Origin of the sequence: Pseudomonas sp. 6D_7.1_Bac1, from assembly GCF_025465945.1 — a bacterium.
Classification (GTDB): domain Bacteria; phylum Pseudomonadota; class Gammaproteobacteria; order Pseudomonadales; family Pseudomonadaceae; genus Aquipseudomonas.
This window is the reverse complement of record NZ_JANLNW010000084.1, coordinates 107,142-131,029: the sequence shown is the minus strand read 5'-3', so window position 1 is coordinate 131,029 and position 23,888 is coordinate 107,142. Positions and strand designations below refer to the sequence as shown.

General features: G+C 59.3%; 15 protein-coding genes. 6 read left to right on the top strand and 9 right to left on the bottom strand.

What is annotated here, in order from left to right; translation table 11 throughout:
• Positions 1-1,251 carry a lipoprotein-releasing ABC transporter permease subunit gene (locus tag NTD87_RS27270; protein WP_262117269.1) on the bottom strand — a complete coding sequence of 417 codons (1,251 nt, stop codon included), beginning with the start codon at positions 1,249-1,251 and terminating at the stop codon, positions 1-3.
• 94 nt (positions 1,252-1,345) lie between these two features.
• Here NTD87_RS27270 and NTD87_RS27265 point away from each other — a divergent pair, with 94 nt between their 5' ends.
• Together NTD87_RS27265 and NTD87_RS27260 are read left to right on the top strand one after the other, a co-directional pair.
• Entirely contained in the window at positions 1,346-1,930 is a 585-nt protein-coding gene (locus tag NTD87_RS27265; RefSeq protein WP_262117268.1) for a PilZ domain-containing protein, read from the top strand.
• 13 nt (positions 1,931-1,943) lie between these two features.
• On the top strand, positions 1,944-2,666 hold the full coding sequence (locus tag NTD87_RS27260) for a glycerophosphodiester phosphodiesterase (protein ID WP_262117267.1): 723 nt from the start codon (positions 1,944-1,946) through the stop codon (positions 2,664-2,666).
• Positions 2,667-2,708: 42 nt separating this feature from the next.
• On the opposite strand, the gene sthA is transcribed toward NTD87_RS27260, so the two are convergent.
• Both sthA and NTD87_RS27250 read right to left on the bottom strand, forming a co-directional pair.
• Positions 2,709-4,103, bottom strand: coding sequence for a Si-specific NAD(P)(+) transhydrogenase (gene sthA / locus NTD87_RS27255; protein WP_262117266.1), 1,395 nt, complete (start codon positions 4,101-4,103; stop codon positions 2,709-2,711).
• 210 nt (positions 4,104-4,313) lie between these two features.
• Entirely contained in the window at positions 4,314-5,294 is a 981-nt protein-coding gene (locus NTD87_RS27250) for an FAD:protein FMN transferase (protein WP_262117371.1), read from the bottom strand.
• Between the two features lie 408 nt (positions 5,295-5,702).
• Between NTD87_RS27250 and NTD87_RS27245 the strand changes: the two genes are divergently transcribed.
• Positions 5,703-7,004: an MFS transporter gene (locus NTD87_RS27245; protein WP_262117265.1), complete on the top strand. Its 1,302-nt coding sequence runs from the start codon at positions 5,703-5,705 to the stop codon at positions 7,002-7,004.
• Between the two features lie 120 nt (positions 7,005-7,124).
• Here NTD87_RS27245 and NTD87_RS27240 read toward each other — a convergent pair whose 3' ends face one another.
• The 6 genes from NTD87_RS27240 to NTD87_RS27215 form a co-directional block, all read right to left on the bottom strand.
• On the bottom strand, positions 7,125-8,564 hold the full coding sequence (locus NTD87_RS27240) for an efflux transporter outer membrane subunit (RefSeq protein ID WP_262117264.1): 1,440 nt from the start codon (positions 8,562-8,564) through the stop codon (positions 7,125-7,127).
• 9 nt (positions 8,565-8,573) lie between these two features.
• Positions 8,574-10,724: a glycosyltransferase family 2 protein gene (locus NTD87_RS27235; protein ID WP_262117263.1), complete on the bottom strand. Its 2,151-nt coding sequence runs from the start codon at positions 10,722-10,724 to the stop codon at positions 8,574-8,576.
• Between the two features lies 1 nt (position 10,725).
• Positions 10,726-11,991, bottom strand: a complete 1,266-nt coding sequence (locus NTD87_RS27230; protein ID WP_262117262.1) for a hypothetical protein — start codon at positions 11,989-11,991, stop codon at positions 10,726-10,728.
• The gene (locus NTD87_RS27225) at positions 11,988-13,199 is read right to left on the bottom strand and encodes an HlyD family secretion protein (RefSeq protein ID WP_262117261.1); all 1,212 of its coding nucleotides are present in this window, start codon (positions 13,197-13,199) and stop codon (positions 11,988-11,990) included. Before NTD87_RS27225 ends, NTD87_RS27230 begins: the two co-directional genes overlap by 4 nt.
• A gap of 762 nt (positions 13,200-13,961) precedes the next feature.
• On the bottom strand, positions 13,962-15,143 hold the full coding sequence (ampC, locus tag NTD87_RS27220) for a class C beta-lactamase (protein WP_410017528.1): 1,182 nt from the start codon (positions 15,141-15,143) through the stop codon (positions 13,962-13,964).
• Positions 15,144-15,308: 165 nt separating this feature from the next.
• Complete coding sequence (locus NTD87_RS27215) at positions 15,309-16,772, bottom strand: glyceraldehyde-3-phosphate dehydrogenase (protein ID WP_262117260.1); 1,464 nt, start codon at positions 16,770-16,772, stop codon at positions 15,309-15,311.
• A gap of 295 nt (positions 16,773-17,067) precedes the next feature.
• Here NTD87_RS27215 and mfd point away from each other — a divergent pair, with 295 nt between their 5' ends.
• From mfd to NTD87_RS27200, 3 genes are read left to right on the top strand one after another with little or no spacing between them, the layout of a single operon-like run.
• Positions 17,068-20,517, top strand: coding sequence for a transcription-repair coupling factor (gene mfd / locus NTD87_RS27210; protein ID WP_262117259.1), 3,450 nt, complete (start codon positions 17,068-17,070; stop codon positions 20,515-20,517).
• Positions 20,518-20,527: 10 nt separating this feature from the next.
• The gene (locus tag NTD87_RS27205; protein WP_262117258.1) at positions 20,528-21,094 is read left to right on the top strand and encodes a peptidoglycan binding protein CsiV; all 567 of its coding nucleotides are present in this window, start codon (positions 20,528-20,530) and stop codon (positions 21,092-21,094) included.
• Between the two features lie 11 nt (positions 21,095-21,105).
• Positions 21,106-23,796 (top strand): DEAD/DEAH box helicase, encoded by a 2,691-nt coding sequence (locus tag NTD87_RS27200; RefSeq protein WP_262117257.1) that lies wholly within the window; start codon positions 21,106-21,108, stop codon positions 23,794-23,796.
• Positions 23,797-23,888: the final 92 nt, after the last annotated feature.

The window sequence follows — 23,888 nt, the reverse complement described above, 5'->3', positions numbered from 1 at the left end:
TCACTCATAACGTAGCGCCTCCGCGGGCTGGGTGCGCGCAGCACGCCAGGCTGGATACAGGGTGGCGAGGAAACTCAGGACCAACGCCGCGCCGCAGACCATCAACACGTCTTCTGCCATCAGTTGCGACGGCAGGTAGTCAATGAAGTACACATCAGCATTAAGGAATTTGTGCCCGATCAGGCCTTCGAGGGCGGAAATCGCGGCGCTGACATTCAACGCGGCGAACATGCCGACCACCGCACCGATTGCCGTACCGACCACGCCGATCACTGTGCCCTGGACCATGAAGATCGCCATGATCTGACCCGGCGTGGAGCCGAGGGTCCGCAGGATCGCAATGTCGCCCTTCTTGTCGTTCACCACCATCACCAGCGTGGAAATGATGTTGAACGCGGCCACTGCAACGATCAGCAGCAACAGCAGACCGATCATGGCTTTTTCCATGCGGATCGCCTGATACAGGTTGCCGTGGGTGCGGGTCCAGTCGCGGGCGTAGTAATGGTTTTCACCCAGGTCCTGGGCGATGTTCCATGCGGTGCGCGGTGCCTGGAACAGGTCGTCGAACTTCAGCCGAATGCCCTGGACCTGGTCCGGCTTCCAACGGTGCAGACGCGCCAGGTCATCAAGATTGGTCAAGCCCAGGTAGCCGTCCAGCTCACCGGCGCCGACATGGAAAATGCCGACCACGGTGAAGCGCTTCATCCGCGGGAACATCCCGGCCGGGGTCACGGTGACTTCCGGAGCGACGAAAGTCAGCTTGTCGCCGAGCCCCACGCCGAGCTTGGTCGCGGCCTTGTCACCGATCACAATGCCGAAGCTGCCCGGCGACAAGTCGTCGAGTTTGCCCTGCGTCATGAAGTTATCGATGATCGAGACCTTCCGCTCCTGGGCCGGGTCGATGGCATTGAGCAGGACTTTCTGCACCTGACCGTTGTTGGTCAGCAAACCCTGCATCTGGGTGAACGGCGCAACCGCCACCACCTGCGGGTTCTGCTGGGCCTTGGCGGCCAGGCTTTGCCAGTCGCTGATGGGCTCACCAGACTCGATGGTCGCGTGGGGCACCATGCCCAGCACGCGGGTGCGCATCTCATGATCGAAGCCGTTCATGACCGACAACACCACGATCATCACGACCACGCCAAGGGCGAGTCCGATCATCGAGGTCAGGGAAATGAATGACACAAAATGATTGCGACGCTTTGCACGGGTATAACGCGTGCCGATAAATACGAAGAGAGGTCTGAACATGTCGGGGCTTGTTCGGAGGGAAAAGGAACGTCCTTGTGGCGGGGGTCGATAACCAGCTTTACACTCAGACCACCGCCGCTACCATGGGTTCGCCATGTCGACATTAGATGAAGAAGATCGCCGCGAATACTACCGTATCGAGGACACGATCGCACTGGAAATTCGGCCCCTGTCTGCCCACGAAGCAGCAGGCCAGGAAGTGTTGCAGGATGCTTCCCCACTGTTCAACCTGCTCAGCGAACTGCACCTGAGCGAATTCGAGTCGCAGCACTTGCTGCGCCAGATCAATGAGCGAGATCGAAACATCGCCAATTATCTGAAGGCGCAGAATAAACGCATCGACCTGCTGAGTCAGGTCGTTGCACAAACCGTGCTCGGCAAGTTCGGTGAGCCGCGGCACGTGGTGCTGTCAGAAGGCGGTATCGAGTTCGAGCACCACGTCGCCTACCCGGCCGGCAGCCACCTGGCGATCAAGCTCTTGCTGATGCCGCAAGCGCTGGGCCTGCTGTTGCGGGCCAAGGTCACGCACTGTGAACCGGAAAGTTTCGGTACCTTCGAGATCGGCACCGAGTTCGAAGCCCTGACCGATGCTCAACGACAACTGCTGGCCCGCTATATCTTGCAGAGACAGGCACATGAACGACGCCTGGCACGCGAGCAAAACGAATCAGGCAATTAATTAAGGAAGAACCGTGACCCTCATCTACGGCCACCGCGGCGCCAAAGGCGAAGCACCGGAAAACACCCTGACCAGTTTCCAGCAATGCCTCAAGCACGGTGTGCGCCGCTGCGAACTGGACCTGCACCTGTCCATGGACGGCGAACTGATGGTCATTCACGACCCGACGCTCAAGCGTACCACCGACCGTCGCGGCAAGGTGGTCGAGCATTCAGCGGCGGAACTGGTGACCTACGACGCGCGCAAGGGCGGTCCGGGCTGGATCAAACCCTGCCCGATTCCGACGCTGGAAGCATTGTTCGAGCAATGCGATTTCGAGCACTGGCAGCTGGAAGTCAAGAGCGCTTCACGCACCCGCGCCGCGACCACCGTGCTGGCGATTCGCGAAATGGCGCAACGTTTTGGCCTGCTGGACAGAGTGACCATCACCTCGAGCTCACGCGAAGTGCTGAAGGCGGCGCTGGATCTGGTTCCGGATGTGTCGCGTGGACTGGTCGCCGAATACGCCTGGCTCGACCCGCTGAAGGTTGCGCAAAGCTATGGCTGTGAGATTCTGGCGCTGAACTGGACCCTGTGTACGCCGGAACGCCTGCAGAAGGCGCAGCGCCAGGGGCTGCATGTATCGGTGTGGACAGTCAACGAACCTGCGCTGATGCGCAGGCTCGCTGATTTCGGCGTTGACAGCCTGATTACAGACTTTCCCGGTTTGGCCAGCGCCACGCTCGAGAATTGCTGAAATCGGTCTCCCCGGCCGGCTCAGGCCACCGGCCGGAGCCGCTCAAAAAAGCCGGTTGAGGCCGTCGTAGGCCGCTACCCGATAGGCTTCGGCCATGGTCGGGTAGTTGAACGTGGTGTTGACGAAGTACTTCAGCGTGTTCAATTCGCCCGGCTGGTTCATGATCGCCTGGCCGATGTGAACGATCTCCGACGCCTGGTAACCGAAGCAGTGTACGCCGAGCACTTCCAGGGTTTCGCGGTGGAACAGGATCTTCAGCATGCCTTGCGGCTCACCGGCGATCTGCGCACGCGCCATGCTCTTGAAGAACGCCTTGCCGACTTCGTACGGCACTTTGGCCTGGGTCAGCTCTTGCTCGTTCTTGCCGATCGAGCTGATCTCCGGAATGGTGTAGATCCCGGTCGGTACGTCGTTGACGAAGCGCCAGCTGCCGTTGTCGACAATGCTGCCAGCCGCCGAACGCCCTTGGTCGTGAGCGGCACTGGCCAGGCTTGGCCAACCGATCACATCACCTGCACCGTAGATGTTCTGTATGCAGGTGCGATAGTTCTCGTCGACTTCGATCTGGCCACGGCTGTTGACCTTCACGCCAATGTTCTCAAGGCCCAGGGCGTCGGTGTTGCCGGTACGGCCGTTGCACCAGAGCAAGGCGTCGGCCTTGATCTTCTTGCCGGACTTGAGGTGCAGGATCACGCCATTGTCCACGCCTTCAACGCGATCGTAATCTTCGTTGTGGCGCACGGTGATGTTGTTGTTGCTGAAGTGGTAGCTCAGCGCCTGGGAGATTTCCGAGTCGAGGAAGCTCAGCAGCTGACCGCGGTTGTCCACCAGTTCAACCAGCACACCCAGACCACTGAAGATCGAAGCGTATTCGCAACCAATCACGCCGGCGCCGTAAACGATGAGTTTACGTGGGGTGTGGCCGAGGCTGAGGATGGTGTCGCTATCGTAGATACGCGGGTGGTGGAAATCGATGTCGGCCGGGCGATACGGACGCGAGCCGGTGGCGATGATGATGTGCTTGGCCACCAGTTTTTCGACCACGCCGTTGGCGCAGACCACTTCGATGGTTTGCTGGTCAGCGAAGCTGCCGGTGCCGAAGAACACGTCGACCCGATTGCGCGCGTAGTAACCGGTGCGCGAGGCGACTTGTTTGGAAATGACTTTTTCTGCGCTTTTCAGTACGTCCGGGAACGAGAACCAGCGCGGCTCACCAATGGCCCGGAACATCGGGTTGGTGTTGAACTGCATGATCTGCCGGACCGAGTGACGCAAGGCCTTGGACGGGATGGTGCCCAGGTGGGTGCAGTTGCCGCCGACCTGGCGACGACTGTCGACCATCGCCACCTTGCGCCCTGCTTTGGCGGCGTTCATTGCCGCGCCTTCTCCCGCTGGGCCGGAACCCAGCACCACCACGTCGTAGTTGTAGACAGCCATGCGTACTCCTCAGAACAGGCCGCGGCACCCCGTTGGCACCTGCGGCTAAATCATGCCGGCCTTGCGGCATGAAGGAACAATTTGGGGTCAGTCGAGAACCCGGACACAGTCTATAGAAGCGTCAACGCCGCGCACATTAACCCTTGGTCGCGTCGTAGGCTAGTTTTGCCTGCACTACAACGCCAGCAATTGATGCCCATGACGCCGTATTCACTTGGCTTTTTCGGCGCTCAAGCGATCAAAAGCCTGACTGGTTCGCGTGACGAAGCCTGTATCGGTGCGAATCACAAAGAATGCACCGATCGCGTGTTTCTCCGCGTAATCCCAACCGCGCTCCGGGCCAAGAATCAGCAACAGCGACGATAAGCCATCGGCCATCAGCGTCGAAGGATGAATCACCGTGACGGACGCCAGGTTGTGAGTGATCGGCGCACCGGTCCGGGCATCGAAGGTGTGGGAATAGCGCCGGCCGTCCTGCAAGAAATAATTGCGGTAGTCGCCTGAGGTCGAAACACCGTTGCCGTTCAGCGTAATCACCCGCTCGACAACCTGCTGGTCATCGCGCGGCTCCTCCAGCGCAATCTTCCAGGGCGAGCCGTCGAGCTTCTTGCCGACGGCCTTGAGTTCGCCCGTGGCATCGGCGATGAAGCTGTCGATACCCATTTCCTGCAACTTCGTAGCGATCCTGTCGATGGCGTACCCGGCACCAACGCTGCCGAAGTCGACTTCGACCGGCGCGTCTTTGCACAACTGATCGCCTTCAATCCGCAGATGAGCATAACCGACGCGTCGCAGAGCCAGCGCCAAGGCCTCGGCGCTTGGGACTTTTTCATCGCGCGATTGTGGGCCGAAACCCCAAAGGTTCAGCAGCGGCTCGACCGTCAGGTCGTAGGAACCGTCGCTCGCCTCTGACAATTGCTCGCCCACCTTGACTAGCTGCAAGACCGGCGCCGGCATTGGCTGACAGCTATTGGCTGGCAATCCGTTGAATCGCTCGATGTCGGAGTCGCTACGGTAGGTCGACATCTGCCGGTCGATCTCGGCCAGAATCAATTCGACCTGCTTCTGCACCTCGACCGGCCCGGGGGTACCCGGATGGCGGATGTATTTGACAGAATACGTGCTGCCCATGGTCGGGCCGCCGAAGCTCTCCATAGAGTCGCCATTGCCGCAGCCTGACAGAACCCCCATCAGTACCGCCAGACCAGCCAGCCGCCCGCTCAACACATTCACGCTCCCCCAATGCCCCTGACAGAACGCCAAGACTGGCCATTATGCGATAGAAGTGTAGGAGCGGGCTTGCTCGCGAAGAACGATAACGCGGTTTACCTGATAAACCGCAGCGCCCCCTTCGCGAGCAAGCTCGCTCCCACATGATCGGCGTTGCCCGCCTCATCGTTTTAATTCGTTCAAGTCCGTGAATCACGCCGCCTAATGGCTATAACGTTTAAGCAGCACGCTAACTATTGGTTGCCTACCCTTGTTGTTACACATATCGTTACAAAACTGTTCGCAGCACCGGCACTGACCGCCACCCGGCAGTGGGGATGTTTCAGGACCAGGGATTTCTAACAAGACAGCCAAAGTGAGTACGTCCACATGTCCTCGAATACGGGCAAAGGCAAAGCGATTTTTCGCGTTGTCAGCGGTAACTTTCTCGAAATGTTCGACTTTATGGTCTACGGCTTTTACGCCACGGCCATCGCCAAAACCTTCTTTCCCGCCGACAGTGCTTTTGCTTCCCTTATGTTGGCACTGGCGACCTTCGGCGCCGGCTTCCTGATGCGCCCACTGGGTGCAATCTTTCTCGGCGCCTACATCGACCGTCACGGTCGTCGCAAAGGGCTGATCATCACGCTCGCGCTGATGGCTGCCGGCACCGTATTGATTGCCTGCGTGCCGGGTTACGCCACGCTTGGCGTCGTGGCCCCGTTGCTGGTGCTGTTCGGCCGCTTGCTGCAAGGCTTCTCGGCCGGCGTGGAACTGGGTGGTGTGTCGGTTTACCTGGCAGAAATCTCGACGCCTGGCCGTAAGGGCTTTTTCGTCAGCTGGCAGTCCGCCAGCCAACAAGCCGCCGTGGTGTTTGCCGGTTTGCTGGGTGTGGGCCTCAACCACTGGCTGAGCCCGGAGCAAATGGGTGATTGGGGCTGGCGCGTACCGTTCCTGGTCGGCTGCATGATCGTCCCGGCGATTTTCGTGATTCGTCGTTCACTGGAAGAAACCCCTGAGTTCCAGGCGCGTAAACATCGCCCTTCCCTGCAGGAAATCGTCCGTTCGATTGGTCAGAACTTCGGCATCGTGCTGGCCGGTATGGCGCTGGTGGTCATGACCACCGTGTCGTTCTACCTGATCACCGCCTACACCCCGACCTTCGGCAAAGCCGAACTGCATATGTCGGACTTCGACGCATTGCTGGTGACTGTGTGCATCGGCCTGTCGAACTTCTTCTGGTTGCCGGTGATGGGTGCGCTGTCCGATAAGATCGGTCGTAAACCGCTACTGCTGGCGGCGACCATTCTGGCGATCCTGACGGCTTACCCGGCGCTGTCCTGGCTGGTAGCCAACCCGAGCTTCAGCCACCTGCTGATCGTCGAGTTGTGGCTGTCGTTCCTCTATGGCTCGTACAACGGCGCCATGGTGGTGGCCCTGACCGAGATCATGCCGATTGAAGTCCGCACCACCGGCTTCTCCCTGGCCTACAGCCTGGCGACTGCAACCTTCGGCGGCTTCACCCCGGCGGCCTGTACCTACCTGATCTACGTGCTGGACAACAAGGCTGCACCGGGCATCTGGTTGAGCGGCGCGGCAGTGCTTGGCCTGGTTGCAACGCTGGTGCTGTTCCGTGGCAACAAGCATGCACTGCGTACGGCGCAGGCTGCTGTAGTCGGCGGCGCGCGCTAGATCGCATCGCGAGCAGGCTCGCTCCCACATTGGCGTTGCGGCGTGTTCACGATTGTGTGAACGCCGCTAAACCTGTGGGAGCGAGCCTGCTCGCGAAGAGGCCAGCAAAAACACCACAAATCATCGATTCGCAACCTTCAGCGACTGACTCCACCCCCCGCCCAGCGCCTTGTACAAGTCCACCTGATTGATCTCCCGCGCCAGTTCCATCTGCACCCACTTCTGTTGTGCGTCGAACAACGAACGCTGCGCATCCATCGTCGAAAAATAGCTGTCCAGCCCCGCCTCGAAGCGCAATCGGGATTGCCGGTAGGCTTCTTGATAATCCCCCACCAGACGCTTCTGAGATTCGACCTGGGTGAGCATTTCCTGGCGGGCGTTGAGGGCATCGGCGGTTTCGCGGAAAGCATTCTGCACCGTGGCTTCATATGCCGCCGTACGCCCGTCGAACCGTGCATGACTGGCGTCCACTTGCGCCTGTCGCGCGCCGCCGTCCACCAGGGTCAACGAGCCCGCCAGGGCCACCGACCAGAACTCGGCGGGAGCACTCAACAATCGCGAAAAATCGCCGCTCAGGCTGCCCAGCGCCGAGGTCAGCGAAAAGGTCGGGAAATAAGCACTGCGGGCGGCACCGATGTCCGCGTTGGCGGCGCGCAACAAGGCTTCGGCGGCCATGATGTCCGGGCGCCGTTCAATCAGCGACGATGGCAACCCGGCCGGTACATCGACGGTCGCCAACTTTTCACCCAGCACACCTGTAGGCAAGAGCCCAACGGGCACCGGCTGCCCGACCAGCACCCGCAGCGCATTCATGTTCTGCGCCACCTGCATGCGGTACGTGTTGACCTGCACCGCCGCCGTGTTGGTCTGCGCATCCGCCTGATGAACATCGATTCGCGCACTGGAGCCCAGGTTGTAACTCTTGCGCAACAGCTGCCCGTAACGATCCTGGGATTGATAGGTGTTCTGTGCGAGGTCGAGCAGATTCTGATTGGCCTTGAGGCTCAACCAGGTGCTGGCCACTTCACCGATCAACGCCAGACGAGCCGTCTGATAGTCCGCCTCGGACGCCTCGAAGCGCGCGCCTGCGGCATTTCGCTGACTGCGGATACGACCGAACAGGTCCAACTCGTAGGACGTGAAGCCACCCGAGGCCTGAAAGGTGTTGGCGATGCTGCCGGAGCTGTCGCCGCCTCCCGGCGTCCTCACCAGTGGCGGCAACTTGCTGCGGCCGGCGTAGGTATTGAGGCCAATCGAAGGAAACAGCCCGGACTCGGCACTGGCGTACCCCGCCCGCGCCTCCTCGACGCTGGCCGCGAACTGGCGCAGGCTTCGATTGTTCTTCAACGCCAGTTCGATCAACTGACGCAGTCGGTCATCGACCACGAAACCACGCCAGTCCTTGTCGAACGTCTGTTTGGCGCTGCAACAGTCGCTGGCCGAACTGGCCGGCCATTGCTGATCGATCGGCGCCTCCGGTTTCTCGTATTTGGGTTCCAGAGAACAACCACCGAGCAGTACCAGCGACATCAAACATGAGGTGGGTAAGCGACTGTTCATGAGGCGCACCTACAAGCGTTGGCCGAGCAAGGCTCGTAACGGAGAGAGAAGGAAAGCCCACAGACCTGAGTGGGTGGTGCTGATTTGTGGCAGTGGCTGCTGGCGCGAACGAATGCTGATCGGACGCAATCCAGGCAATGCGCTGTAGGACGGCACCTTGGCCGGCCGCCGCAAACGCCGCGCTGTGCGCTTCTCGCCGAGCAACGAACGCCGCAACAAGGTGCCGAAAGCCAAGCCTGGTTCAGCCTTGCTGACCACGTTGACCGACGCATCACTGAACAGCCGCGCGATCAGCCGGCGCCGAAGCGCTTCGTCCAGGTCAATAAACTTCAACCCTAAGCGGTCCTCGCCGTGATGACGCATGACCTCAACACCCAACCAGCCGATTTTGTTGATCCACACCTCACCACGCAGCCCGGGCTTGATCAATGACGCAAAGGTGCAGGACAGGGAGGCGCCACTCAGCGAAATGTCCACTAATCGGCCTGCCAGGGTTTTGCCGCCGAAGCGCAATCCGCTGGGTTTGTCGAAAGGAAAACGCTCTTCCCCGTGCAAGCGTGGCCGGTCAACACAGGCCACCAGGGTCGCCAGGTTGTAAATCAGCGCGACCGCCGTCCAGCACAGGTTGAACAGCATGTTGCCGTCGAACGCGGCAGCACTACTGATAGCGATGTAAGCCCCCAGCTGCGAGAACAGGGTCAACGCCAAGAAGAACCCGAACAACGTCCAGTGGACCGTCGTGCGCGAACGATCCAATCCCTTTGCCGTGACTTTGAAGGGCCGCCCGAATGGCCGGACCATGGCGCTGGCGATGGTGGCCGTCACCGCCAGCGAGGCGACGATTTGCGTGACCTCGGTAAAAATCGGCAGCGTACGCCGGTCAGTGACCCAGGTCCCATAGCCCCAGAAAGCAATCAACGCCGGCATGCCGAAGGCCAGGAAATCCGCCGGATGGGCATAGAATCCGGCGATACCGAAATACCAATACAGCACCGGCGAGACCAACATCATCAAGATGAACGGCTTGGAGAACCAGTGCATCAAGCCATGCACGAAGTGCAGCCGGTGATTGAGTGTGTAGCCACGGCCGCGTAACGGACCTTCTTTGAGCAGAGCGACCTGGATCGTCCCCAGGCACCAGCGTCCACGCTGATTGATGTACTCGGTCAACCCCTCGGCGGACAAACCGATCGACAGGCGCTCATTCAACCAGCGGGTGACATAGCCTTTTTGCTGCAGACGACAGGTGGTGTAGATGTCTTCGCAAACCGAGCCAGTGGGAAAGCCGCCGATCTCGTTGATCAAGTCACGTCGCACGACAAACGAGGTGCCCACGCAAAACGCTGTATCCCAACCATCCTTGGCCGGCTGATAAACGTCGAAGAACACCCGCTGCTCATCGACCCAGCAGGCGGATGTACCGAGGTTGTGCTGAATCGGATCGGGGTTGTAGTAGAACTGCGGCGTCTGCACCAGGCCGACCTTGGGATCGTCGAACAACCCCAGGGTACGCAGCAGGATTGGCTGCTGCGGTGCGAAATCGGCATCGAGCACCAGGATGTACGGCGCATTACTGCTGAGTGCAGATTGACGCAGACCATTGTTCAGGTTGCCAGCCTTGGCGTGGGAGTTGTCGGGACGTCGGGTGTATTGCACGCCGACCTCGGCGCAGTAGTCGCGCAACCAGTCGCGGCGGGTGTCGTCGAGCACCCAGATAGTGAGGTTGGGGTAGTCGATAGCCTGGGCGGCGATGATGGTTTTTTCCAGGATATCGAGGCCTTCGTTATAGGTGGCGATAAACACATCCACCGCCGGCACCGAGGCGCCCTGGGCACGCAAGCGTTGCTCTCCAGCATCGGCGCTGGCCTGGTGATCCGAGCGGCAGAGCATGACGATGATCGAAAACAGCGTGTAGCCGATTGCCAGCATTTCAAAGAACAGGAACAGGTAAGCCCAGACCGTGGCAAACCCTGAGTGACCGTCAGGCAAGGTGTCGCGAATCCGCCAGGCGGCGTAGTTGAGCAGTAATAGCGCGGTCATGGCCCCGAAGCCGGCACGCGCCGCCCATTGATCACGGTGGGTCAGACAGGTGAACAGAATCACCGCGACCACCGTCCAGAAATTGATTTGCACAAGTTGCAGCGAGTCCAGTACGGGCATGTCAGTCAGCCTCTTGAAAACCGGTAAAGGGGTTGATGCCGGTGGCAGCAATCGCCGCCCATGCTGTAGCGCCCAGGTGTGGCAGGTGGTAATAGAAAAAGTCGTTGGTTGTAGAGTCCGGGCCTATGGCCAACCCGGTACTGATACGTGGTGCAGGTGTTGCAAACAGCCATCCATTGCCGGCCTGTTGGGCCAACAGCACACTCCACAGGGGCTGGGCCTTTTCTTTCAGACCGCTCAAGCTCGCCACAGCGGCGGCTTGCGCGGTGCCCTCGGTCCATAAGCCGTCCGGGTCACGGTTGAAGCCGTACCCGGCACCGGCGCGGTGCGCCTGATCGATAAACGCAAAGACGCGCCGCCAGTCCGCAGGAGGATCACTCAGGGCGATCAACGGCCAGATCTGTGCATCCAGCCCAGAACGCTGGCGGTCCGAGGTTCGACCATCCGCCCCGGTACCGATCAAAAAGCGCCCTTCCCCCACGTCCCACTGACTCGACACGAACTGTCGGGCAATCTGTGCCTGGCGTGCCGAGCCCGGGTCAGGCGCCACCGCGTTGAGCGCCGACCACGCCGCCGCGAGGTCGACGTTGTGCTCGGTGGACTTCCAGTTCTGCTGGATCTGTTTTGGGAAGTACCCGTAGTAGCCGCCGCTGAAGCCCGCCGGTGCTTGCCCGTCGTAGGTGTTTTTCCCGGACCACTGCAGCACCCTGCGAGCGGCCTCCAGGTAAGAGGAATTACCGCTCTGGCGCGAGGCCTCCAATAACGCCAACGCCGCCCAGGCCTGATTACCGGTGGCACTACTGACCTGATAGGCATCCTGATTCCAGGCATTGCGTTCGAGACTCCAATAACCCGGCAGGCGCATCGACGACGCGCCCACCGGGCCCGCCGCGTAGGCGTTACGCAAGCGTCCATCCTGATATTCCGGGTCATGGGTCGTGGCGAAGGCCAGCGCATCGGCAATCCGCCGTGCCGACTCGGCTTTGCCGCAGGCAAACAAGGCGATGCTGGCCAAGGCGTTGTCGTAGGTGAACGCTACCCCACGCAATGCCAGGATCGGCGCCGGCTGACCGTCCAGAGACGGGTAGCTGGCCAGCAGCACCGGCCCTGCCGCTTGCGATTGCACCGCCTGATCCAGCGCAGCACAGGTCATCGCCGCCAGTTGCGGCCTGGCTTGCGTCACCCGTGCAGCCCCCGCGCTGCTCATCGCCGTCAACGCGCTAAACCCCAGCAGCCACGGCCATCGCGTAACGTTGCAGGGCCTCATGAATGGGAGACCTCGGCGCTGGCCCACAGCCCTGGATTGCAGGTCAAGGCTCGCTGGCTGTCAGTGAGATCAGCTGAAAAAGTGCCAACCACGTACACCGAGTTCTGCTCGGCATAGGGGAAAGGAACGCTGTAGCTATTGGGACGAATATCCGAGGAACTGGACAGCAACTGCACGACATTGACCTTGAGCGGTTCGTCCAGGCCACGGATTCTCACCGTCAGGACACTGTCGCGATCAATCTTGCTGGCCATGCGCTCGGGAAACACCGCGACCACATAGCTTTCTTTGCAGTTGGTGGCGCGCAGCAAGGTCGACCCGGCTTGCACCACCGTCCCTTGAGGCGCCAACAGCTCTTGAACCGTGCCAGACGAATAGGCCACGACCTCATAGCCGGCCATCATCTTGACCCGATTTTGTTCCGTTTCGATCAAGTGATTGAGGTTGTCGAGTTCGCGCTGATAGGTCTCGCGGTTACGGGCCTGATTCTCCAGGCTCAGTTTCAGGGTGGTCAGCTGTGCGTTGAGGTTGAACATGCGCAACTGATCGGGGTCAAGGTAGACCTGCTTATTGGCGGCATTGACGTCGCCGTCATTGATTTGCAGCTGCGAACGGACGGACTCCGCCGCGCCCTGCAACGAGGCCAACTGGGCTTTTGAGGAGGCGACCACCGCACCACTGACCGCCCCTTGAACGAACAACTCAAGGTTGCGGTCGACGGTTTCCTGCGCGTCCGTCAAGCGGGCGCTGGCGGCACTGCTCTCGGCCTTCAGCGCACGCTGTGCATAGAGCTGACGGGTATGAAACGCCGATTGATAGCGCTGACTGGTCTTCTCCAGCTCGTCGTAATACTGCTGGTCGTGTTCGGCCTGGCTGGCCGATGATGATAGCTCCTGCTCCAGGGTCAAACGCCGGGTTTGCAGGGTCAGCAACGTCTCCTGATTAGCCCGTGGGTTTTCAACCACCGCAACCTTCTGGCCCTGAGCGAAAGTCGAGCCCGGTTTAACCTCGAGCGAACTCACCACACCATCGATCGGTGTCGTCAGCAGAATGACCGGCGCATTCAAAATTGCCCGTGTCGCCGAGGTCGACACCAGCGGCATCAACAACGTCGACAGCAACAGCCAGACGATAAATCCCAGGACACCCAAGCCCACCAGGCGTGGTAACAGGGACCATGAAAAAAATCTTGAGCGTTCTTCTGCCATGTTTAATTCTCCCAATAGACCATGAAGTCACACGGCCATATGCCAGTACTGCGCAGCCGTCATGTCATATCAGAACGCAACCGCGAAACACATTAAGCAGGATCATAAAAAGCGGATCATCAACTCCCCGGACAGCAATAAAGCCAGCACGGTTTATTTAGATTTATTGTGATGTGAGCAGGAATTTGATCCCTGTCTTTTTGGAATGTTAGTTGCCATCATGACGTTCTTTGAAACGCTATTACGCTTAGAAACAACGCTGCCAAAGTTATGGTTATCACCGTGAATAGTCGCCTGACAGTGCAGGCAATTTGCTGTTACCCAGCCTCGACTGGAGCCAGTGCTGTCAGGAGAGAAACTAAATTCAGCCCTAATCGCTGTCAAGCACCGAGCCATTCAATAAAATGACGTCAATTATTAGTCGCCACAGGTATTGGATCCATACAAACAAGCAACGAGCCACCTCGCCTTGCAACTACTTATTTTTCTTGAAGGTTTTTTTATTTTTGAATTTTTACATCCGCGACGTGTCGCTCTTTACTGCGTTCTTACCCTGCACGCGACAAGATTAAAACGATATAAATACATCACGACAAACGGACATAGAAGATGATGTATAAATTCCTCTCACTTAATAGATCATTTCTAACTTCCCCATGGTGGCGATTCAGCACACACAAAAACGCCCCGACACATCGGGGCGTTTTCATATACGGCCAAGTCTTGGCGCGGGAACGTTGGTGGGTTTACACCGGCCACCACTCAGTTTTCTGCTTGCGAACAGCAATCCAGCTCGCTGAGGATTCGATGCGCCAGGCGTATCCGTGGCTCGTTGGGATAGCTCTTGTTGGCCAGCACCACAATGCCGAACTTCTTCTCGGGCACGAAGGCCACGTAGGCAGAAAACCCACCAGTCGAGCCCGTTTTGTTGACCCAGACCGCTTCCTGTGGTGACAGGGGTGGGTTTAATGCTGTGACAGCATGGCTTTCGTAAATCATCTTATCGGCGTTGCCTTCAAGTAGCGCACTCAGCTGTACCGGGTAGTCGTACTGCTCCCAGATCAGGTCTTGAGTCATGGGCCCTACCTGGAAATAGCCCTTGCGCGTCTCCATCAGCGCGCGACTGAGTTTTGCTTCGACCTTCGCGACTCCCAGATTGGCTTCGACAAAGCGAATCAGGTCCGTGGAGCTGGTTTTTACCGAGTAGGCCTCGTCGCCCAACACACCGGAATTCAACCTGACCGGGGCATCCTGTTTGTTGTAACCCTGAGCATAGAGCGACATCTTGCTCGTCGGAACGTTGATGAAGCTGTTTGGCATGCCGAGTTCAGGGAAGAGTCGCTGTTCCAGCGCCGCCGCGAACGGCATGTTCATGCTGCTCGCCGCAATCATGCCCAATGCCCCGATACTGGGATTGGCATAGGTTCTTTGAGCACCCGGCGCATAGGTCGGCTGCCACGCTTTGAAGTAGTCCATCAGCTGTTGGTTGTTCTGTACCTGATCAGGCACCTGCAAGGGGAAGCCGCCTGCGGTATGGGTCGCCAGGTTGATCAGTGTCACTTTATCGAACGGGCTACCCGCAAGCTCGGGCAGATACTTGCCGGGGTGGTCAGTGAGTGAAAGCTGACCGTTGACCTCGGCATAGGTCGCCAAGGTTACCGTGAAGGCTTTACTGATCGAGCCGATTTCAAACAGCGTATCGCTCGTGACCTTCTGCTTCGTGTCCTTTGAAGCCACGCCGAAGTTGTAGAACCGTTGCTTGCCATCAGCGGTGACCGCAATGGCCAGGCCGGGAATGTTGTACTGCTGCATGACCTTCTGAGCAGCATCTTGCACGATGCCATCGATGTCCGACCGTTCGGTATTTGCCATGGCGAGATTGCCGAAAGAGACGGTACTGGCCAGCAACAGAAACGCTGCGCAGGGCTTTCCGATAAGGCGCATTCAAGTCGTCCTCAAATCATTTTATTGGCGGACAAACTATCATTTTGATGCAGCGACCCCGGAAGCGATTTATCACAGAATATTTCACCTCTGTAGGCAGAGCCGACAAACCGCATAAACAAAAACGCCCCGACAAGTCGGGGCGTTTTCATGTGCGGCTAAGGCTTAGCGCGGGAAGGCTGGCGGGTTTACACCGGCCATGTCTTCCATCACGCGAACCACCTGGCAGCTGTAACCGAATTCGTTGTCGTACCAAACGTACAGAACAACGCGGTTGTCTTGGCAGATGGTTGCTTCAGCGTCCACCACGCCTGCGTGGCGCGAGCCAACGAAGTCGGTGGAAACCACTTCCTGCGAGTTGACGAAGTCGATTTGCTTATGCAGATCGGAGTGCAGCGCCATGTAGCGCAGGTACTCGTTCATCTCTTCACGGGTGGCGGCTTTCTCAAGGTTCAGGTTGAGGATTGCCATCGACACGTTCGGTGTTGGAACACGGATCGCGTTACCGGTCAGCTTGCCGGCCAGCTCAGGCAGGGCCTTGGCAGCAGCGGTAGCAGCACCGGTCTCGGTGATTACCATGTTCAACGCGGCGCTACGACCACGGCGATCGCCTTTGTGGAAGTTGTCGATCAGGTTCTGGTCGTTGGTGTACGAGTGAACCGTTTCAACGTGACCGTTGATGATGCCGAACTTGTCATTCACAGCCTTGAGCACCGGCACGATGGCGTTGGTGGTGCAAGAAGCAGCGGAAACGATCTTGTCGTCAGCGGTGATTTCAGCGTGGTTGATGCCGTGAACGATGTTCTTCAGCTTGCCTTTGCCAGGCGCGGTCAGAACAACGCGGTCAATACCCGGGCAGGCCAGGTGCTGGCCCAGGCCGTCGGCGTCACGCCATACACCGGTGTTGTCCACCAGCAGCGCGTTTTTGATGCCGTACTGGGTGTAGTCCACTTCAGTCGGGTTCTTCGCGTAGATAACCTGGATCAGGTTGCCGTTGGCGGTGATGGTGTTGTTGGCTTCATCGATGGTGATGGTGCCATTGAACGAACCATGAACCGAATCGCGACGCAGCAGGCTGGCGCGTTTGACCAGGTCGTTTTCAGCGCCTTTGCGCACAACGATGGCGCGCAGACGCAGGCCGTCGCCACCACCGGTTTTTTCGATCAGGATGCGCGCCAGCAGACGGCCGATACGACCGAAGCCGTAGAGAACAACGTCGGTGCCTTTGCGTGCGCTAGCGTTTTGCTGACCCACTACATCGGCCAGCTCTTCACGGACGAACTGCTCGGCAGTACGGCCATTGCCTTCGGTCTTGAACTTGACCGCCAGCTTGCCCAGGTCTACCGAAGCGGCGCCGAGCTTGAGCTCGCTCATCGCTTTGAGCAGCGGGAATGTTTCGTGAACGGACAGTTCGGCGTCATCGGACTGACGATGGCGAGCAAAGCGGTGAGCTTTGAGAATCGCGATGACAGACTGGTTGATCAGGCTGCGGCCATAGATCGAACTCACCACGTTGTTATTGCGGTAGAGCTGACCGATAAGCGGAATCATCGCTTCTGCGAGTGCTTCACGGTCGATCCATTCACCAAGACACTGGTCGGGCTTCTGAGTCACGGGAACCTTCCACATGTAGGGGCTGAAAAAAGGGGCTACATTATGCCGCCGAGTCGCTCCCGGAGCAATGCGCGCCTGTCGTGCAGACCGCGGATAAACTACTGCGCTCGACAATACTGCGTTGAAAACAGGCTCGGACTGCTCATTTACAGCCCGTAAACTCCGCGTCCTCGCCTGTTTTCGCCTTGTCTTGCCTTCGCTCGCTACGTTTCTCCGCGGCCTGTGTAATAGACGCAGTCTGCAACTGACAGCCGGCACCTTCGCCCGCTACAATTACCGACTTTGTCGCAACGCTGGAGCTCAACCTTCCGTGCCCGTTCTGCGTCTACCGCTTCTCCCTGCCGCGGCAGGTAAACAGCATTGGGGCAACCTGCCCGGTGCCGCCCTGAGCCTGGCCATTGCCGAGGCCGCCAGCGCTGCCAAGCGCTTTACCTTGCTACTGACCGCCGACAGCCAAAGTGCCGAACGGCTGGAACAGGAGCTGAGTTTCTTCGCCCCGGATTTGCCGGTGCTGCATTTCCCGGACTGGGAAACCCTGCCCTACGACCTGTTTTCACCGCACCAGGACATTATATCCCAGCGCATCGCCAGCCTGTATCGCCTGCCTGAGCTGAGCCATGGCGTTTTGGTAGTGCCTATCACCACCGCCCTACATCGCCTGGCACCGACCAAGTTCCTGCTCGGCAGCAGTCTGGTGCTGGACATCGGCCAGAAACTCGACGTCGAGCAAATGCGCACGCGGCTGGAGGCCAGCGGCTACCGCTGCGTCGACACGGTGTATGAGCATGGCGAGTTTGCAGTACGCGGCGCGCTGATCGACCTGTTCCCGATGGGCAGCAAATTGCCCTACCGCATCGACCTGTTCGATGACGAAATCGAGACGCTGCGCACCTTCGACCCAGAAAACCAGCGCTCCATCGACAAGGTCGAATCGGTGCGGTTGCTGCCTGCCAAAGAATTCCCGCTGCAAAAAGAAGCCGTGACCCGCTTCAAGGCACGCTTTCGTGAGCGCTTCGATGTCGATTTCCGTCGCTGCCCGATCTTCCAGGACCTGAGCAGCGGGATTACACCGGCCGGTATCGAGTACTACCTGCCGCTGTTTTTCGATGAAACCTCCACGCTGTTCGACTACCTGCCACAGGACACCCAGGTGTTTTCCCTGCCGGGTATCGAACAGGCGGCGGAGAATTTCTGGAACGACGTGCGCAACCGCTACGAAGAGCGCCGTGTCGATCCATCGCGCCCCTTGTTGCCGCCGGCTGAGCTGTTCTTGCCGGTGGAAGACTGCTTCGCACGCCTCAAGAGCTGGCCACGCGTGGTTGCCAGCCAGCAAGACGTCGAAACCGGTGTTGGCCGCGAGCGCTTCCCGGCCAAGCCGTTGCCGAACCTGGCCATCGAAGCCAAGGCCAACCAACCGCTGGAAGCGCTGTCGAACTTCCTCGATGGGTTTTCCGGTCGAGTGTTGTTTACCGCCGAATCGGCCGGCCGCCGCGAAGTCCTGCTGGAGCTGCTGGAACGCCTGAAGCTGCGGCCGAAAACCGTCGACAGCTGGCCGGATTTCGTCGCCGGCAAAGAACGCCTGGCAATCACCATCGCTCCGCTGGACGAAGGCCTGGTGCTGGACGATCCGGCCCTGGCACTGGTCGCCGAAAGTCCGTTGTTCGGTCAGCGGGTGATGCAGCGTCGCCGCCGCGAGAAGCGCGCCGACGGCAACAACGACGCAGTGATCAAAAACCTCACCGAGCTGCGCGAAGGCGCGCCGGTGGTGCATATCGATCATGGCGTTGGCCGTTATTTGGGCCTCGCGACCCTGGAAATCGAAAACCAGGCCGCCGAGTTCCTGACCCTCGAATACGCCGAGGGCGCCAAGCTCTATGTGCCCGTGGCCAACCTGCATTTGATCGCCCGTTACACCGGCAGCGACGATGCACTCGCGCCGCTGCACCGCCTCGGTTCCGAAACCTGGCAGAAAGCCAAGCGCAAAGCTGCCGAACAGGTGCGCGACGTCGCCGCCGAATTGCTCGACATCTATGCTCGCCGCGCCGCCCGTGAAGGTTATGCCTTCGCCGACCCGAAAGCCGATTACGCGACCTTCAGCGCCGGCTTCCCGTTCGAAGAAACCCCGGACCAGCAAACCACCATCGACGCGGTACGCGAAGACATGCTCGCGCCGAGACCGATGGATCGACTGGTCTGCGGTGATGTCGGTTTCGGCAAGACCGAAGTGGCGATGCGCGCAGCATTCATTGCCGTGCACGGCGGACGCCAGGTGGCGATACTCGTGCCGACCACCCTGCTCGCCCAACAGCACTACAACAGCTTCCGCGACCGCTTCGCCGACTGGCCTGTGAGCGTGGAAGTGATGAGTCGCTTCAAGTCAACAAAGGAAGTGAATGCCGCAGTCGCCGATCTCGCCGAGGGCAAGATCGACATCGTCATCGGCACGCACAAACTGCTGCAAGACGACGTGAAGATCAAAAATCTCGGGCTGGTGATCATCGACGAAGAACACCGGTTTGGTGTTCGTCAGAAGGAACAGCTCAAGGCTCTGCGCAGCGAAGTCGACATCCTGACCCTGACCGCCACGCCGATTCCACGCACGCTGAACATGGCGGTGTCGGGCATGCGCGATCTGTCGATCATCGCCACGCCGCCGGCACGACGCTTGTCGGTGCGCACCTTCGTCATGGAACAGAACAAGAGCACGGTCAAAGAGGCCCTGCTTCGCGAGTTGCTGCGTGGCGGTCAGGTCTACTACCTGCACAACGATGTGAAAACCATCGAGAAATGCGCCGCCGACCTTGCCGAACTGGTGCCGGAAGCACGGATCGGTATCGGCCACGGGCAGATGCGTGAGCGCGAACTCGAACAGGTGATGAGCGACTTCTACCACAAGCGCTTCAACGTGCTGATCGCCTCGACCATCATCGAGACCGGCATTGACGTGCCGAGCGCCAACACCATCATCATCGAGCGCGCCGACAAGTTCGGCCTGGCGCAACTGCACCAGCTGCGTGGCCGCGTGGGTCGCAGTCACCACCAGGCTTACGCCTACCTGCTGACTCCGCCGCGCCAACAGATCACGCCAGACGCGGAAAAGCGCCTGGAAGCGATCGCCAATACTCAGGATCTCGGGGCGGGCTTCGTGCTTGCCACCAACGACCTGGAAATCCGTGGCGCCGGCGAACTGCTGGGCGACGGTCAGAGCGGACAGATTCAGGCGGTCGGTTTCACCCTGTACATGGAAATGCTCGAACGCGCGGTGAAATCGATCCGCAAGGGCGAGCAGCCAAACCTCGATCAACCGCTGGGTGGCGGCCCGGAAATCAACCTGCGCTTGCCGGCACTGATCCCGGAAAACTACCTGCCGGATGTCCACGCACGACTGATCCTCTATAAACGTATCGCTTCGGCGACCGATGAGGACGGCCTCAAAGACCTGCAAGTGGAGATGATCGACCGCTTCGGCCTGCTGCCGGAACCGACCAAGAACCTGGTGCGCCTGACCTTGCTGAAACTGCAGGCCGAGCAACTGGGGATCAAGAAAGTCGACGGTGGCCCGCAAGGCGGTCGTATCGAGTTTGGCGTACAAACGCCGGTCGATCCGCTGGTACTGATCAAGCTGATTCAGGGCCAACCCAACCGCTACAAATTCGAAGGTGCCACGATGTTCAAATTCATGGTGCCGATGGAGCGCCCGGAAGAGCGCTTTAATACAGTGGAGGCACTGTTTGAGCGCCTCACTCCAAAATCTGCTTGAAGGACGCCGCATGCGCCTGTTTCGCTCATTGACCCTGTTGTTGACCCTCGTCGCCCCGACGGCGTTTGCCGACAGCTTGTATCAGGTTGAAATGATCCTGTTCCGCCAGAACGCCGTACCCGCCATCGTCAGCCGCGCCGCGCCCGAAGATTGGGCCGCTGGCGCGAAGCCGGTCAGCGCCGACAGCCTGCGTACACCAAGCCTGAACGACGAGGCGCAAAAGCTGCGATCCAGCAGCGATTACACGGTGCTGCTGCACAAGGCCTGGCAACAGAATCTCGGTGACGTCGAGAACAAAGTGTCGATCAGCGACGGCCGGGAGCAGTACGGCCAGTTCCCGATCGAAGGCACGCTGAACCTGAAACTGGGCCGCTTCACCGACGTCGACGCGAACTTCTGGGTCAACCAGTTCAGCGCCAATGGCATGGTCACCGCCAGCGAACGCCTGAAGCAGCAAAGCCACACCAAAAACGGCCAGCTGAACTACCTCGACAACGGCCACCTGGCCCTGCTGATCAAGATCACCTCGCTGACTGCAACTGCGCGTCCGCCAGTCCCTGACGTTATCCCGGACTGATTGAAGTCCCTATGCCCCCGAGCCTGAGCAAACCCCTGGCCCCTTCCTGGGTCAGCCGATTCAAGGAACAAAGCCTGGAGCGTGGCCGCCGCTACGCACTGGAAAATCGCGTCAGGATCGTCGAAGCCGGTGACAGCACCATCACCGCCAGTTGCGAAGGCTCTGGCGGCAATGTTTACCGTCAGACCATTACGCTGCGCGAGTCCGCAAAGGGCACATTGTTATTGGTCGATGCGACGTGCAGTTGCCCGGTGCGCGTTAACTGCAAGCATTGCGCTGCGGTCTTGCTGAAAGTCCAGGAAACCCTTGAGTACCCGGCCGCTGCCAAAGATGCCGAGCTGCTGGAAAAGCTTCAGGCCGTCCTGGAAAACCGCACGCCCGCCCCTTTGCCGCAACAGGTGGTGGACAATGTGCAACCAGTGCCGCGCCTATGGTTGGCGAGCATCGAGTTCAGTGCGTTCGAACCGCGCAACGGCAAAATGCAGCGCTACATCCAGCACCGCGCGGCGCTGTCCTTCAGTTATCTGGATGAATACGTCAGTGGGCAAAAAAATGCCGACATCCTGATCCGACAGGAACAGCAAACGCTACGGATCAAACGCCAACCGGAAGTCGAAAAAGCCTACCGCGAACAGCTGCGGATCCTTGGCTTCAAAGTCGCGACGAGGCAAAGCAAAGCCTTGCCGGAAAGTGCCGGCGAACTCTACGAGATGGTCAACGACAGCGCCTGGCTGACGTTCACTCTCAATGAGCTGCCCAAGTTGCGCACCCAAGGCTGGGAGCTACAGATCGACGAAGACTTCGGCTTTGACCTGACAGCCGTCGATGACTGGTATGCCACGGTCGAAGAAGCGCCGGAGCGCGACTGGTTTGATCTGGAGCTGGGGATTATCGTCAACGGCGAGCGCCTCAGCTTGCTGCCGATCCTGCTGAATCTGATGCGCTCGCACACCGAGATCCTCAACCCGGAACGCCTGGCCAAACGCCGTGACGACGAGTTGATTCTGGTGAACATTCCGCACCGCCCGAACTCCGAATACGGTCCGTTGCAGGTCGCGCTGCCGTTCGGGCGCTTGAAGCCCGTGCTGGCGACCCTCGGCGAGTTTTACCTGCAAGAGCCCGGTGAAACCAGGCTACGCATTAGCAGCGCCGACGCCACCCGCCTCAATCCACTGGAAGACATGCCCCTGCTCTGGGACGGTGGCGAACACATCCGCACCTTCGCCCAGCGCCTGCGTGACATCAAGGATTACACCACCGAGGCCCCCGAAGGCCTGAACGCCACATTGCGACCTTATCAGCTTGAAGGCTTGAGCTGGATGCAGTCACTGCGGCAACTGGAAGTCGGCGGCATTCTGGCGGACGACATGGGCCTGGGTAAAACCCTACAGACCCTGGCGCATGTGCTGGCCGAGAAAAATGCCGGACGCCTCGACCGACCGTGCATGGTCGTGATGCCCACCAGCCTGATTCCCAACTGGCTCGACGAAGCGGCGCACTTCGCACCACAGCTCAAAGTACTGGCGCTGTATGGCGCTGGACGTAAAAAACACTTCGAGCATCTGGCCGAATACGACTTGATCCTCACCACCTATGCGCTGCTGCCCAAGGATGTCGAACGTCTGGCCACGCAGCCATTGCACGTGCTGGCGCTCGACGAAGCACAATACATCAAGAACCCTAACAGCAAGGCTGCTCATGCGGCGCGAGCGCTCAATGCCCGTCAGCGCCTGTGCCTGAGCGGCACACCGCTGGAAAACCACCTGGGGGAGCTGTGGTCGCTGTTTCACTTCCTGCTGCCCGGTTGGCTGGGTGACGTGAAAAGCTTCAATCGCGATTACCGCGTGCCTATCGAAAAACGCGCCAGCGACGTACGACTGCAACACCTGAACGGTCGGATTAAACCGTTCCTGTTGCGCCGAACCAAGGAACAGGTCGCCACTGAATTACCGCCGAAAACCGAGATCATCCATTGGGTGGAACTCAATGAGGCGCAGCGTGATGTTTACGAAACCATGCGCCTGGCCATGGACAAGAAAGTCCGCGACGAGATCACCCGCAAAGGCGTGGCCCGCAGCCAGATCATCATTCTTGAAGCCCTGCTCAAGCTGCGTCAGGTGTGCTGCGATCTGCGCCTGGTCAATGAGGCCGCCCTGCCCACGCGCGGCAGCACGTCGGGCAAGCTCGACAGCCTGATGGAAATGCTTGAAGAGCTGTTCGAGGAAGGCCGCAAAATCCTGCTGTTTTCACAGTTCACCTCAATGCTGTCCCTGATTGAAGATGAGCTGAATAAACGCGGTATCGCTTACGCACTGTTGACCGGACAAACCCGGGATCGGCGCACGCCTGTGAAAGACTTCCAGAGCGGAAAGCGTCAGATTTTTCTGATCAGCCTTAAAGCAGGCGGCGTTGGCCTGAACCTGACGGAAGCCGACACGGTGATTCACTACGACCCGTGGTGGAACCCGGCGACGGAAAACCAGGCCACCGACCGTGCGTATCGGATCGGCCAGGAGAAGCCGGTGTTTGTCTACAAGATGATTGCTCGCGGGACCGTCGAAGAGAAAATCCAGCATTTGCAAAAGGAAAAGTCCGACCTGGCGGCTGGCGTTCTGGATGGGCGCACGGCCGGGGACTGGAAGTTGCAGAGTGACGATATTGAAGCGTTGTTTGCACCGCTGCCGGACAAATCGAAGATTTAGCGGCGACTGCGAGATCGCCATCGCGAGCAGGCTCGCTCCCACAGGTACGGTGATAAACCTGTGGGAGCGAGCCTGCTCGCGATAGAGTCAAC

Excerpts from the sequence above, each read along its gene's own strand:
- NTD87_RS27225 (WP_262117261.1), bottom strand. The coding sequence starts at position 13,199 with ATGGCAGAAGAACGCTCAAGATTTTTTTCATGGTCCCTGTTACCACGC.
- NTD87_RS27205 (WP_262117258.1), top strand. The coding sequence starts at position 20,528 with ATGCGCCTGTTTCGCTCATTGACCCTGTTGTTGACCCTCGTCGCCCCG.
- NTD87_RS27270 (WP_262117269.1), bottom strand. The coding sequence starts at position 1,251 with ATGTTCAGACCTCTCTTCGTATTTATCGGCACGCGTTATACCCGTGCA.
- NTD87_RS27215 (WP_262117260.1), bottom strand. The coding sequence starts at position 16,772 with ATGTGGAAGGTTCCCGTGACTCAGAAGCCCGACCAGTGTCTTGGTGAA.
- NTD87_RS27250 (WP_262117371.1), bottom strand. The coding sequence starts at position 5,294 with ATGGGGGTTCTGTCAGGCTGCGGCAATGGCGACTCTATGGAGAGCTTC.
- NTD87_RS27245 (WP_262117265.1), top strand. The coding sequence starts at position 5,703 with ATGTCCTCGAATACGGGCAAAGGCAAAGCGATTTTTCGCGTTGTCAGC.
- sthA (WP_262117266.1), bottom strand. The coding sequence starts at position 4,103 with ATGGCTGTCTACAACTACGACGTGGTGGTGCTGGGTTCCGGCCCAGCG.
- NTD87_RS27230 (WP_262117262.1), bottom strand. The coding sequence starts at position 11,991 with ATGAGGCCCTGCAACGTTACGCGATGGCCGTGGCTGCTGGGGTTTAGC.
- NTD87_RS27200 (WP_262117257.1), top strand. The coding sequence starts at position 21,106 with ATGCCCCCGAGCCTGAGCAAACCCCTGGCCCCTTCCTGGGTCAGCCGA.
- NTD87_RS27240 (WP_262117264.1), bottom strand. The coding sequence starts at position 8,564 with ATGAACAGTCGCTTACCCACCTCATGTTTGATGTCGCTGGTACTGCTC.
- NTD87_RS27265 (WP_262117268.1), top strand. The coding sequence starts at position 1,346 with ATGTCGACATTAGATGAAGAAGATCGCCGCGAATACTACCGTATCGAG.
- NTD87_RS27235 (WP_262117263.1), bottom strand. The coding sequence starts at position 10,724 with ATGCCCGTACTGGACTCGCTGCAACTTGTGCAAATCAATTTCTGGACG.
- ampC (WP_410017528.1), bottom strand. The coding sequence starts at position 15,143 with ATGCGCCTTATCGGAAAGCCCTGCGCAGCGTTTCTGTTGCTGGCCAGT.